Genomic DNA, 13190 nt, shown 5'->3' with positions numbered 1-13190 from the left:
AGGGGCCGCGAGCAGTCCCGCGGTTCCAGCAGTACGACAGATTGATCGCAAGGAAAAGGAGGCAGACGCCATCAGGATCGCCCGGGCGAGGAAGAGTCCGCTCGGGTACCGAAGGCCCCGGAAAGAAGGTGGTCCCCGGTCACGCATCCGCGATCCCCGCATTCCCGTCCGTCCCCCCGGCGGAGATGCGGAAACAGAAATCCGGCACAGAAGTAGCCGGTAGATGGTGTTGAACCCCCGGGAGCCTGGTGCCATGCGGCACCAGGCTCCCTTTACGTCCCCGGCCGTGTGCACGATGCGGCGGCCGGGCCCGGCCGCCGATGCCGCTCGCATCCAGTACGTCGGCCTCGCCGGCCGGGGCGCGTATGCCCCATGGCCTGTCGACGGCGATGAACGTGGTGGTGCCCGCCGTACGCGGCGCCCTTGTCCGCATTGGCCGGATTCGAGGGTGCGTTGTAGAGAATTCCTGCCTCCGCGCCGAGGCGGGAACTCAGTACGCTCTGGAGCGCCAGGTGACGGGGGAGGGGACAGCGTGGTGCTACGAACACCTGGCTTGCCGTGTGTCCGGGCCGGGGGCCCGGATCCGGGCCGGTCGAGGCCCCGGGCGTCCGTCGGGCGAGTGACCCGGTGTCCGACGGGGAGTGATCGGGTGCCGCGCGGCGGCCGCCGACGTCTTGAGCGGTGCGGCTCCGCCTGAGTGGCTTCCCGTGCCGGTGACCACCGGTCACCGAGGTCGAAACAGAAGCGATGAATCTGGAGTCCGTTGTGCGCGTCAGCGTCTGCATCCTGCCCGACCGTCCGTTCCGGGAGGCGGCCGAGACCTGGCGGCGCGCCGAGGAACTGGGCTTCCACGCCGCTTACAGCTACGACCACATCACCTGGGCCGGGCTGCCGGACAGTGCCTGGTACGGTGCGATGCCCACGCTGGCGGCCGCCGCCGGGGTCACCTCGCGGATCAGGCTCGGCACGTTGGTGACCTCGCCGAACTACCGGCACCCGGTGCCGCTCGCGCACGACGTCATCACCCTGGACGCCATCAGCGAGGGCCGGTTCGTACTCGGCTACGGCGCCGGCTCGCCCGACGCCGACGCCTTCGTGCTCGGCCAGGGCGAGCGCGGCAAGGGCTGGTCGGTGCAGGAACGCGGCGGCCGGTACCGGGAGTCCGTGGAACTGCTGGACCGGCTGCTGACCGGGGCGCCCGACGGCCGGAAGCAGACCACCTTCCTCGGCCGCTACTACGAGGCGATCGACGCCCGGCTGGAGCCGGGCTGCGTGCAACGGCCCCGCGTGCCCTTCGTGCTGGCGGCGAACGGTCCGCTGGGGATGCGGACCGTCGCGCGGTACGGCGCGTCGTGGGTCGTCACCGACCAGGGGGACGTCCCCCGGCACGAGCGGACGGCGGCCTGGACCTGGTCCGTCCTCGCACGCCGGATGGAGCAGCTGGACGCCGCGTGCGAGCAGGAGGGCCGTGACCCCAAGTCCCTGGACCGGACGCTGCTGACCGGGTTCTCGCTGCTGCCGACGATGGAGTCGGCGCAGGCGTTCGAGGACGTCGCGGGGCGGTGTGCGGAGCTGGGCTTCACCGACGTCGTGGTCCACTACCCGCGCGAGTCCGGGTTCTTCGCCACTCCCCGGCACGTCATCGAGGAGATCGCGCCCGCGCACCGCTGAGCCCTTCCCACCGCCTGCGGGAACCCGCGGCATCCTGCCCGCCCGATGGCCGGCAGGATGCCGCGGGGCGGTTCAGAGAAGTCCGTGCAGCCTCAGGTCGCCGACGCACTTGGCGATGAACTCCGGTGAGAGCGAGGGCACGACTCCCTCACCCGCGCCGAGATCGCGGACCGCCGCGGTGAACCGCGAGGCCGGCACCTCGGAGCCCGCCTTGGCTTCGCCCGGCCGGGCGTACGCCTGCATCAACGGCAGCAGCGACAGCCGGCGCTGGTGGTCGGGAAGGCCGCGCAGGGCGGCCTCGGCGCGCATGTGCCACTGCCGGTGGTCGTCGAACCGGGTGACCGGGTGTCCCGCGGCGATCAGCCAGTCCACGAACTCGTCCAGCGAGACCCCGTCGTCGTGGACGTTGACCGTGTTGTACGTGACGTATCCGTCCGTGCTTCCGGCGCTGAGCGAGGTGATCGCCGAGGCCGTGAAGTCGACCGGCAGGCCGCTGTAGTGGGCCCGCCGGCGATTGCCGTCCCGGTCGAGGCGGTAGAAGGAGCGCGGCGCCATGCCGGTCGTGAGGACGCTCAGGAGCAGCCGGGCGAACCGGTCGGTCAGGTTCAGCCGGCCGGGCAGGCGGCTGTGGGGCAGGATCATGTCCGGCCGGAACACGGTGACCGGCAGGCCGGTCCTCTCGTGCGCCTCGCGCAGCAGGACCTCGGCGGCCCACTTGCTCGTGGCGTAGCCGTTCGCGTCGGAGTCGTTCAGCTGTCGTACCGGGGCCGCCGTGCGGACGTCGGCCGCTTCGTCGAGGAACGAACCGTCGGGCAGCATCGCGGCGGCCACCGTGGAGACGTGGACGAACCGCTTCGTCCGACCGGTGAGCGCCAGCTCGATCAGCTCCGCCGTCGCGACGACGTTCGGCTCGAACAGCCGGTGGTACGGAAGTACGTGGTTGACCAGCGCCGCGGCGTGCACGACCTGGTCGGTCCCGTCGGCCAGCATCTCCCAGGCCGCCTCGTCGAGGCCCAGCCTGGGCGCCGACACGTCCGCGGCCAGGACCGTCAGATGCCGGGCCGCGGCGGCGTCGAACCAGTCGGTCCTGTCGGCCGACGCGGCGCGGAGGCACTGGACCACGCGCTGGCGTGCGGCCGCGTGGTCGGCGGCCCGGGCGAGGCAGGTCAGCTGCCCGCCCGTCTCGGCGACGCGCTGGAGCCATTCGACCGCCAGGAACTGTCCGAGGTACCCGGTCGCGCCGGTGAGCAGGACGTTGCGGACGGGGGCGGCGCTGTCCGGGACCTTCGGCGCCCCGGCGAGGAGCCGCCCGTCGACGAAGTGGTCGAGAGCCAGATCGCCCGCCCTCACCTCGTGCGCGTCGCGGCCGTGGACCGAGGCGAAGGTGGGGCGGGACTGCCGGGCGCTTCGTGCGGAGCCGAGGTGGTCCGCGATGCGGGTGAGCGTCGAGGACGGCTGGAGTACGACCTGGATGGGCACCTCCACGCCGACGATCTGCTCGAGGACGGTCGAGAAGGTGTGCGCCGACAGGGAGTCGCCGCCCAGATCCGTGAAGGCGGCCTCCGCCCGGACCAGCGACGAGGGGCAGCCGAGGGTGATCTGAGCCGCGGCGAGGACCGCTTCCAGCGGTTCGACCTCTGCGCCCCTGGCCCTGAGCGCCGCGACCTGGCCTGCCCGGCCGGCCGAGATGTCCGCGTACAGCCGCTCCAGCCGGGGGCCGTAGTGCTCCTTGAGGGCGGGGCGCAGCAGCTTGCCGACCCCCGACAGCAGCCCGTTCGTGACGGTGAACGGCTGCTGCTCGACGATGACGTCGTGCGGGACCTCGTACGCGTGCAGGCCGGCGCCGTGGGCGAGTTCCCGCATCGAGTCCAGGACCTTCGCCCGTACGGTGGCCTCGTCGGCCGGTCCCAGGCGTCGGGCGTCGGGGACCACCACCGCCAGCAGGAACGCCTGCTCGCTGCTGCCGTACACGTAGATCTGCGCGATGTCCGGACTGGTCGCGTACAGCGCCTCCAGCGCGGACACGGCGACGAACTCGCCCTGGGAGAGCTTCACGACGTTGTTGATCCGGTCGACGTAGACGAGGCGGCCGGGTGCGGTCTCGGCGAAGACGTCGCCGGTGCGGTAGTAGCCGTCCTCGTCGAAGGCCCGGGCGGTGACGTCGGCCTGCTTGTAGTACCCCGGGAACAGTCCGACCGACTTGACCCGCAGCTCGCCCCGGGGGTGCGGCTTGTCGGTCGTGAAGTACCCGAGCTCGGGAACGTCCGCCAGCCGGTAGTCGGTCACCGGCGGGCAGCGCACCTCCTGGTCGACGACGATGGCGCGGGTGGTCTCCGTCGACCCGTAGCAGTCGATGACCGGCGTACCGAGGACGGCGGCCGTGAAGGTGTGCATCGCCTCGGACAAGGGCGCGCTACCGCACAGGGCGATGACGATCCGGCCGCCGAGCATGCCGTCGCGGACCTGGACGGATGCGGCTGCCTCGGCTTCCGGGCGGGGGGTGCCGGTGTGGCAGAGGCGGTCGGCTTCGAGCACGTACCGCTGGTACACCATGTCGCAGATCCTCGGCACCAGGCTCAGGACCGTGGGACGCGACAGGCGGATGTCGTCGAACAGCGTCGACATGTCGCTTCGGGCCGCGAAGTAGCCGGTGCCGCCGGAGGCGAGGCCGTTGACCAGCCAGGCACGGCCGTTGACGTGGCTCATGGGCATGTAGTGCAGGACGAGCACCGGAGTGCCGCTGCCGCCCCCGGCGTTCAGTCCGCCGCGGCCGTTCTGCCACATTCTCGTGATCATCGAGGCGGTGTAGATCGCCCCCTTGGGTGTGCCCGTGCTCCCGGAGGTGTAGATCAGGCCGACCAGCCGGTCCGGATCGCCGTCGTCGTACGGCTGACTGGCGGGCAGGTGGCCGCCCCGGTGCAACTCGTCCTGGAGAGCCACCACTTGGGCCCGTCCGCTCAGCTTGCCGGCGGCTGCCTCGAAGGCTTCCCGGTGGTCGTCCACGCGGGGGTCGTGGTCGAAGACCACGAGGCGCTCGATGGAGTCGGAGGCCAGGACGGCGCCGACCGCGGCGTCGAGCGAACCGATGTCGGCGGCGAGGACCCGCGGCCTCGTTTCGGCGACGACCGGTGCCAGCCGCGCGGCGGACGAACCGGTGGGCAGCGGCACCGACACGGCGCCCAGGTACATGCAGGCCAGGTCTATGGTGGCGTAGTCGACGCCGGTGAATCCCAGCGTCGCGACGAAGTCACCGGCGCGCAGACCGTCCGCGCCGTCGGCCCAGGCGGTCGCGAGCCTGCCGACCCGTTGCCACAGCTCGGCGTAGGTCAGCGTCTCGAAGGCGGGGAGGAGTTCGCGGGTGCGGCGGCCGGTTGCGGGGTCGCGGACGACGCGGCCGGCCCTGCGGGCGAGGGCCGGCCGGTCCGCGTACCCCTCCATGGCGGCCGCGATGACACCGATGAGGCTGCCGTCGCGGCGCTGGATGGCGTCGGCGACGTCAGGTGACGGAACGGCCCGGGCGAATTCGGGATCGTTCGCGTGCAGTGCCGCGATCCGGGACGCGACGTCGTGTCCTGTCTGATGCTCCGACATGAATGCTCCGGTGTGTGTGGACTGCGATGAACCGAGGCCCCCGGCGGCCTGTGCCGCCGGCCCGCGCGTCCGCTAGGAGGCGTCGGCGGACAGTGCCCGGCCGCCGAACCAGGCGGCCAGCCCCATCAGTACGTAGATGGCGACGAGGGCGAACGCCGGGGCGGCGATGCCGCCACCGGACTGGAGGCCGGCGAGCAGGGCGACGCCGATCAGCGAGCCGGTCGACCGGCCCGCCGACATCAGTCCGCCGGCGATGGCCGAGCGGTGTGCCGGAGCCGCCGCCATGGCCAGGGTGATCTGTGGCACGGTCACCAGGCCGAAGCCGAGTCCGATGAAGGCGAGCCCGGCGCACGTACCGATCGGGGCGCTGCTGCCGACGGCGGCCAGCAGCACACCGCCGAGCAGGGACAACAGGATTCCGGCGCCCAGCACCGACCGGGAGCCGAATCTGGCGTCGAAGCGTCCCGCGATCAGGGGCATGAAGGTGATCGGCAGGGCGGAGGACAGGAAGAACAGCCCCACGGTGACCGGGTCGTATCCGCGTACCTGCTGGAGGAACACGCTGAGCGTGAACATCAGCCCGTTGTATCCGACGAAGAGCAGCAGGCCGACGGTGACGAAGCCGCGGAACCCGGGGGCCCGGAACAGGTCGTCCGGGATCATCGGGAACGCGTACCTCCGCTGCCGGACGACGAAGGCGGCGAACGCGACCACGGCCGTCAGCGACGCCACCACGGGCAGGGGCCGGGTCCAGCCCAGGTGCTGGCCTTCGATGAGCGCCAGTGCGAGGCCGCCGAGGAAGACGACGGACAGCAACTGGCCCAGTACGTCCTGCGGTTCCTTGTGCGCGGACTGCTGGTCACGGGGCATGTGCCGGGCCGAGAGCCACAGGACGAGCAGGACGACGGGCACATTGATCCAGAAGATGCTCCGCCAGCCCACCGTCTCGACCAGGGCGCCCCCGAGCGTGGGACCGAACGCGACCGGACTCCCCGCGACCATCGACCAGATGGAGACGGCTTTGGCGCGCTCGCGGGGCTCCCGGTAGGTGTCGGTGAGCATCACCAGGGTGGCCGGCATGATCAGCACCGCACCCAGCCCCTGCGATGCCCGCATGGCGACGAGCGCGGCGCCGCTGGGAGCGAGAGCGCACAGGACGGAAGACACCCCGAACAGCAGGACGCCGAGCCGGAACATCCGTACCGTGCCGTGGCGTCCGACCGCCGCGGCTCCGGCCAGCATCAGACTGGCGATGACCACCACGTACGAGGTGACGACTAACTGCATCGTCGGAAGGCTCGCGCGGAGGCTTTCGCTGATCGCAGGTATCGCGACATGGACGATGCTGGTGTCGACAACGATCATCCCGTGCGCCAGGCAGGCCACCGTCAGGACGCGGCCGGGCCGCACGGTCGCACCGCCTGTGTCCGACGCGCGGCTGTCAAAACCTATGGATTCGGCCATGGCCTGCCATTTCAAATGAGGCGGTGAATTAGTGACGGTAATGCTGCGAAAGCCTAGTGACGAAAACCGGGGCGTCAACCGCGAAGTCCGCCGGTCCGGTCCGGGCGTCCGAATGGCCCGATTCCAGGGTCAGGTATAGAGGGCCGTCCACTTCCCGCGGGGCCTGACGCTCCGTAGTCTCGAAGCGGCTGCGAACCGCGAGAGAGTGCGGCGTGGCGTGCAAGGGGGGAACACCATTGACCTTTCCCGGAGAGTTCCAGGGAATTTCACATCGTCTGTCGTCCATGCCGTTACCTCGCTGTGCGCGGGGCCCGTCGGATTCCCCTTCCGGCTGGTCGCGGCGGTGGCCGGACAGTACGGTCTACCGTGCTCCGGTGTGGGCGCCGGTAGATCTCCGGGACGGGAATCAGGCGCCGGCCGCTCCCATGGACGTGCGCCGGAAGAAGCGGATGTTCGGTCTGCTCGCGGCGACCGGCTTCAAAGACATCGAAATCGGATTTCCAGTGGCCGGCGCGCTCGACTTCGATTTGGTCCGAGAATTGGTTGTAAAGCGGGAAATTCCGGGCGACGTGACGATGCCGGTTTTCACGCCGGGCCGTCCGGAACTTATCGAGCGCACCACGGCGCGATTCGCGGGGCGGAACGCGCCACGGTGCATTTGTGCCACGCGACGGCGTGCCCGGGGCGCGAGGTCGTCGACGCCGCACCGGGCCGGCCACGCGTACTCGACGGGACGCGGGCGGCCGCACGCTCCGGGGCTCGGTCCGGCAGCCACCGCCGCTGACGCGGCACACGGATCGGCCCGTTCCGCGCTGCGCCGGGCGCGGCGGGAGAAGGACGGCGCGCTGCCGTCCGCACAAGCCCTCAACCAGGAGTAGAAACACATGGAACACACCTCGACGGCCGCGCAGGGAACGGCCGCACCGGCGCTGTACGCGACGGACCCGCGCCTGCTCCTCAACGCGTTCGACCACCAGTTCCGGGGCTTCAGATCCTTCTGGTTCGACCGGATCGCCCCGGCCGGCCCCGTCGTCCGGCCCGCCGCGCAGGGCGAGGAACTGGAGCGTGCGAGCGCGTACTTGGCCGGCCTGCTGCGGCGGGCGGTGCGGAGCCTGGGCGGCGACTGCGTGACCCGGCACCGTGCCCTCGGCCTCGACGAGCGACTGACCGACTTCTACGCGGACGAGGAATTCGAGAACACGTACGCGACGGTCATGGGCCGGCCGGACGTGATCCTTACCGAATCCGGGTGGAAGTTCATAGAGTTCAACTTCTGCTCGTCCACCGGCGGTCAGGTCTACGCCCACCTCCTCAACGAGCTGTGGCGGCAGTTGCTGCCCGACACGGCCCTGGCCACGCTCACGCTCGCGGATCCCCTCAAGGCACGCGGCGACATGCTGCGTACCGTCCTGGAGGACCTCGGCCTGGACCCGTACGTGGCGCTCGTCGGCTACCTCCCCGACGTCTTCCTCACCGACACCGGTGGGAGCCGGAGGTACTACGAGATCGAGGTCGACTCACTGCGGAAGTCGGGCATCAGGGCGGAGTACTTCGACACGGACGAGTTCATCGAGGCCCTCGGCACCCGCAGGGGCGAGTTCCCACTGGTCCTCGAACGGACGGTGCCGCAGGAGTGGATCGACGCGGGGCGGGGGCTCGATCCCCTGCTCAGGATCAGGAAGTGCGGCTCCGCGGTGCTGACGCCGCAGAGTTCCTACCAGGCGGCGAACAAGCAGCTCTTCGCCCTGCTGTCCAAGGGACAGGAGTGGATGACCGACCGGGACCGGGCGTTCGTGCAGCAGTACATTCCCTGGTCGCGAGGGACGCGGGAGGAAACAGTCGAATTCGAGGGCGAGTCCTGGAAACTGGACGAGTTGCTGAGGGAACGGCGAGCGGACTTCGTCCTGAAGCGCTCCGACGGCGACCAGAACTTCGATGTCCACATCGGCTCCAGGACCGACGCGTCGGCGTGGGAGGACGTCATCGTCAAGGCCAGGACAGCCGGCACGTGGATTGCCCAGGAGGCCGTCCACAGTACCGAGATGCACGCGGACGTGTTCGACTGCGACCGGGGCGAATACCTCGGCATATCGACGCGCGCCGTGTTCGGCCCGCTGTTCATGGGCGGACGGATGACCGGCTGCGTGGTGCGCTACGACGTCCCTGCGCCGGGCAACGCCGCACCGGGGACGGCGGGTTCGAGCATCCTGGGCTCCGTCGGCTGGTACGCGGACTGACACCGGTGCGTCCGCCCGGGGCCGGGGCGCCCGGGTCGCCGGCGGGAAGCCGCACGCGTCCCGGACCCGGCCCTGCCCCGGCCACCGGTCGCTCTCACCGGCACGCGTGGTGACCGTCCTTCTGGACGAGTGCCATCAGATGGACCCGTGACCGCACGTCGAGCTTGCGGTAGATCCGGGTGAGGGCCGCCTCCACGGTCTTGACGCTGACGTACAGGGCGGCCGCGATGTCGCGGTTGCCGCGCCCTTCAGTGACCAGTTCGGCGACCCGCCGCTCCGCGTCCGTCAGACCGGCCAGCCAGACCGGTACCCGGGCCCCGTCCGGCCGGGCCGGCGCCCACAGCGGCGCGCCCGCCCTGCGGAACACCCCGTCGGCCGTCGCCCGCAACTCCCTGGCGCGGGCCGGGCGCCGGCGCCGCTGCTCGACGGACGAGTGGGTCAGCAGCACCCGCCCGCACTGGAGCGGGTGTCCGAGCCGTTCGAAGGTACGCATGGCGCGCTTGAGCAGTTCCTCGGCCGGACCGAACTCGCCTGCCGCCGCGTGACACAGCGCCTCGGCCCGGTCGAGGGAGGCCAGCACACCGCGCCGTCCCAGCTCCTCGGCCCGGCGCCGGGCATCGGCGACCGTACGCATGGCGGCCGGGATGTCTCCGGCGGCGAACAGCGCTTCGGCGAGGTCGGCGTCGTAGCGGACCTCCGCAGGGTCCACGATGCCCAGGCCCTGCACCAGGTCCCGGACCCTGAGCAGATCGGCCAGGGCTCCGCCGACGTCCCGCAGCAGCAGCCGCGTCATGCCGGACAGGTGCAGGCAGTGCGCGGTGCAGACGGAGTCCGCGTCCTCCTGCGAAGCCGTCGAACCGAGTTCCGCGTACGTGAGCGCCTGCTGGAGGGTGCCGCCCGCGAGTTCGGCGGTCGCCGCCGCGTACCACGGCGGGCCGGGAGAGGCACCGAGGTCGCGGGTCAGAGCCAGCAGGCGGTGGGCCTCCTGGCAGGCGAGCGAACCCTCGCCGCGGTGTGCGTGGATCTGGACGGCGCTGCCGAGCAGCCACAGCCGGTCGGCGGGGCGGTCCGCCGGGCGCAGTTCGTCCAGCAGCCGCCCGGCCTCGTCCAGCCGGTCATCGAGCAGGGCGAAACCGACGGCGACCCGGCGCGGCTCCTCGGGGACCGGGCCGATGCCGGCCGGCGTGCCCGCTGCCAGGGCGCTCTGGAGCACCGCGGCATGGTCCGGCGTACCCCGGCTCTGCTCGATCCGGGCGGTCAGGGCCACGGCCGAAGCACGGGTCACGGCGTCACCGGCCCGCTCGGCCCACTCCTCGGCCGACCGGGCGTGCGCCAGTGCCTGGGCGTGGCAGCCGCGGTGCCACCGCAGGCCCCGGGCGAGACGCAGATGCGCCGCCGAGATCAGCGCGGGCTCGCCGGCGGCCGTGGCCTCGGCCAGCGCCCTGGCCGCCACGTGCTCCACCAGTGCGGCGCCCCGCCCGGCGGCGTCGACGACGGCGAGCCGCGCCCGGGCGCGGGCCGTCGGCGCCGCCCGGTTGCGGTCCAGCTCGTCAAGCGCCGTGCGGGCCAGGTCGAATCGCCCGGCCGACTCGGCGTCCAGGGCGGCCGCGACCAGCAGGTCGTGCCGGGCGTCGTCGGCCCGGCCGCCCGCCAGCAGGCCGAACTCGGCGGCCCGGGTGTGGTCGCCGCTCTCCCGCGCGGCAGTGGCGGCATCGGCCAGCGAGGTGACCAGACCTGCGGGAAGCCGGGCCGGGGACAGGGCGGACGCCTCGTGCCAGATACGGTCGCCGGCCTCCGACGCGGCAGCGGCCAGCGCCAGGTGCGCCTGACGCACCGCCAGACCGCCGGCCTCGGCGAGGACGGCCTCCCGTACGACCGGGGCCGGAAAGACCACGGTGCCGGTCACCCGGATCAGCCCGGCCGCCTCGGCGTCGGCGAGGGCCGCGTCGGCGGACGGTCCCGCGGCCCGGCGGACGGCGTCGAGGGACGGGTCGGCCGCGAGCGCCGCCAGGAGCAGCACCCGATGCACCGGCGCGGCCAGCCCGGCCTGCCAGGCTCGGAGCGCCTTGCGCGCGTACGGGGCCAGCGGTTGCGCGTCCAGTACCGCCGGCGCCCCGGAGCGAGCCAGTCCGGCGGCGATGTCCGAGACCAGGCGGGGGTTGCCGCCCGTCGCCGTGTGAATGCGCGCGGCGGTCCGCAGCGGGATCCCGAAGGACCGCACGACGGCCGCCGACTCCTGCGGGCTGAGCGTGGGTACCGCGATCTCCACCGCGTCGCCGCCGAGCACGTCGTGCGGCAGCGGGCCGTCGGGACGCAGCGCCGCCAGGAGCGACACACTGCCGCGGCTGCGGCGTGCCGCGAAACCGAAGACGTCCAGGCTGTCCGGGCCCCACCAGTGCATGTCGTCGGCGGCCAGCAGCAGCCGGGCCCTGCGCCCCCACGCCCGCAGGCACGAAAGGACCGTGACGCGGAGGATCGCGGGGTCGGGTTCGGGTCCGGTGACACGGCGCAGTACCCAGTCGATCGTCGATCGCTGGACGTCCGGCAGTTCGCCCCTCACGTCCACCGGGCACACGGTGAACAGGTCCACGAGGGGTACGTACGGCAGGTGTGCGTCAGCGGGCGCCGAGCTGAGCCTGACCACGGGGTCGCCGGAGGACTGCCACACCGTGCACACCGCGTCCAGCACCGCGGACTTCCCGAACCCGGTGGGTCCGACCACCGCCACCGCACCGGCCTGCCGCAGCTGTCCGCAGACCTGGTCGACCAAGGGGCGGCGCGTCCTCACCGCAGCGCGTCCATCCACGCCTCGACTTCGTCGGCGCCGCGGGGCAGGCCCGACGACAGGCACAGGGCACCGTCGGCCGTGATGACGAAGTCGTCCTCGATCCGTACGCCGATGCCGCGCAGCTCCTGCGGGACCGTCAGGTCGTCGGGCTGGAAGTACAGGCCGGGCTCGACCGTGAGCACATGGCCCGGCTCCAGCACACCGTCCACGTAGGTCTCGCTGCGGGCGGCGGCGCAGTCGTGGCAGTCCAGGCCGAGCATGTGGCCCGAACCGCAGACGGTGTACCGGCGGTAGAGAGCGGCCTCGTGCGGCATCGCCCCGCCCGCGGGCCTGAGGCCCCACGCGTCGAGCCCTTCGGCGATGACGCGCATCGCGGCGTCGTGGAAGGCGCCGTACCGTGCGCCGGGCCGCAGCGCGGCGATGCCCGCGGACTGGGCGGCGAACACCAGGTCGTAGACGCGGCGCTGGACATCCGTGAAGCGTCCGCCGACCGGCAGCGTCCGGGTGACGTCCCCGGTGTAGAAGGAGTCGGCCTCGACACCGGCGTCCAGCAGGAGCAGATCCCCTTCCCGCACCGGGCCGTCGTTGCGCATCCAGTGCAGCACGCACGCGTGCGCGCCGGCCGCCGCGATGGTCTCGAACCCCAGCCCGTAACCCTCCAGCCGCGCCCGCCGGTTGAAGGTGCCCTCGATCCAGCGCTCACCCCGCGCCAGGAGAGTGGCGTGGGGCAGCTCCCCGACGACGTCGTGGAAACCGGCGACGGTGTACCCCACGGCCGCGCGCAGCTGTTCGATCTCCCAGTCGTCCTTGACCAGCCGCAGCTCCGAGAGGAAGGCGAGGAGTTCGGCGTCGGCGGGTGCGGACGGCGGTACCAGCGCGTCGACGAACGCGTCCTCGCCGCGCACCACCCGAGTGGGGACTCCGCCGCCGAGTGCCCGTTCCAGACTGTCGCGGGCGGCGGCCTCGATGCCGAGGGCGTCGGCGGTCTCCCGGAGCGTACGGCGCCGGCCGACCCAGAACTCACCGTGCTGCCGGTCGCTGTAGAACTCCGCACCGTGCGGCCCGGCGTCGCGGGGTGAGCGCGGCCGGGTGAACAGGGTGACCTCGTGCCCGCCGCCGGTGGGCTCGAAGACGAGCACGCTGTCCGGAACCGCCTGCGTCCCCTGCTCGGCGGTGAGGTGGACGAACGCGGAATGCGGCCGGAACGTGTAGTCGAAGTCGTTGCTGCGGACCTTGAGCCCGCCCGAAGGGACGACGATCCGTTCCCCGGGGAACCGCTCCGACACCGCCGCACGCCGCTTGGCCGCGCACGCGGCTCCGGAGACGAGCGGCGGCCGCACGCTGGTGTCCGCCCACCCGTGCCGAAAGACCTCGGCCACTGCGGCCGGTACTTGACGATCATGACTCCGCACCCCGCGCAAGCCGTCCTGCCGTTCCAT

The 13190-nt window shown here is 72.1% G+C and carries 7 protein-coding genes; 3 read left to right on the top strand and 4 right to left on the bottom strand.

All coding sequences use genetic code 11. From position 1 onward, the window contains the following. The first annotated feature begins 747 nt into the window (after positions 1 to 747). The gene (locus tag AS594_RS05430) at positions 748 to 1671 is read left to right on the top strand and encodes an LLM class flavin-dependent oxidoreductase (RefSeq protein WP_240508945.1); all 924 of its coding nucleotides are present in this window, start codon (positions 748 to 750) and stop codon (positions 1669 to 1671) included. 72 nt (positions 1672 to 1743) lie between these two features. Here AS594_RS05430 and car read toward each other — a convergent pair whose 3' ends face one another. Continuing rightward, on the bottom strand, positions 1744 to 5262 hold the full coding sequence (gene car / locus AS594_RS05425) for a carboxylic acid reductase (RefSeq protein WP_069934972.1): 3519 nt from the start codon (positions 5260 to 5262) through the stop codon (positions 1744 to 1746). A 72-nt stretch (positions 5263 to 5334) separates the two neighbouring features. Beyond that, the gene (locus AS594_RS05420; protein WP_069934971.1) at positions 5335 to 6726 is read right to left on the bottom strand and encodes an MFS transporter; all 1392 of its coding nucleotides are present in this window, start codon (positions 6724 to 6726) and stop codon (positions 5335 to 5337) included. A gap of 425 nt (positions 6727 to 7151) precedes the next feature. Here AS594_RS05420 and AS594_RS40865 point away from each other — a divergent pair, with 425 nt between their 5' ends. Both AS594_RS40865 and AS594_RS05415 read left to right on the top strand, forming a co-directional pair. After that, positions 7152 to 7604: a hypothetical protein gene (locus AS594_RS40865; protein ID WP_240508944.1), complete on the top strand. Its 453-nt coding sequence runs from the start codon at positions 7152 to 7154 to the stop codon at positions 7602 to 7604. 6 nt (positions 7605 to 7610) lie between these two features. After that, positions 7611 to 8963, top strand: coding sequence for a hypothetical protein (locus AS594_RS05415; RefSeq protein WP_069933400.1), 1353 nt, complete (start codon positions 7611 to 7613; stop codon positions 8961 to 8963). Positions 8964 to 9057: 94 nt separating this feature from the next. On the opposite strand, the gene AS594_RS05410 is transcribed toward AS594_RS05415, so the two are convergent. Then, a complete protein-coding gene (locus AS594_RS05410) occupies positions 9058 to 11751 on the bottom strand; it encodes a helix-turn-helix transcriptional regulator (protein ID WP_167367984.1) in 2694 nt (897 codons plus the stop codon). After that, positions 11748 to 13190: an aminopeptidase P family protein gene (locus AS594_RS05405; RefSeq protein WP_069933402.1), complete on the bottom strand. Its 1443-nt coding sequence runs from the start codon at positions 13188 to 13190 to the stop codon at positions 11748 to 11750. The genes AS594_RS05410 and AS594_RS05405 overlap by 4 nt, the downstream gene beginning before the upstream one ends.

It is taken from the genome of Streptomyces agglomeratus, assembly GCF_001746415.1.
GTDB classification, from domain to species: domain Bacteria; phylum Actinomycetota; class Actinomycetes; order Streptomycetales; family Streptomycetaceae; genus Streptomyces; species Streptomyces agglomeratus.
The sequence above is the reverse complement of the archived record's forward strand: the minus strand, read 5'-3'. Positions and strand labels throughout refer to the sequence as shown.

What these genes read in the sequence shown, in the direction of transcription:
- AS594_RS05430 (WP_240508945.1), top strand. Translation starts at nt 748, where the DNA reads ATGAATCTGGAGTCCGTTGTGCGCGTCAGCGTCTGCATCCTGCCCGAC.
- AS594_RS05415 (WP_069933400.1), top strand. Translation starts at nt 7,611, where the DNA reads ATGGAACACACCTCGACGGCCGCGCAGGGAACGGCCGCACCGGCGCTG.
- AS594_RS40865 (WP_240508944.1), top strand. Translation starts at nt 7,152, where the DNA reads ATGGACGTGCGCCGGAAGAAGCGGATGTTCGGTCTGCTCGCGGCGACC.
- car (WP_069934972.1), bottom strand. Translation starts at nt 5,262, where the DNA reads ATGTCGGAGCATCAGACAGGACACGACGTCGCGTCCCGGATCGCGGCA.
- AS594_RS05405 (WP_069933402.1), bottom strand. Translation starts at nt 13,190, where the DNA reads ATGGAACGGCAGGACGGCTTGCGCGGGGTGCGGAGTCATGATCGTCAA.
- AS594_RS05420 (WP_069934971.1), bottom strand. Translation starts at nt 6,726, where the DNA reads ATGGCCGAATCCATAGGTTTTGACAGCCGCGCGTCGGACACAGGCGGT.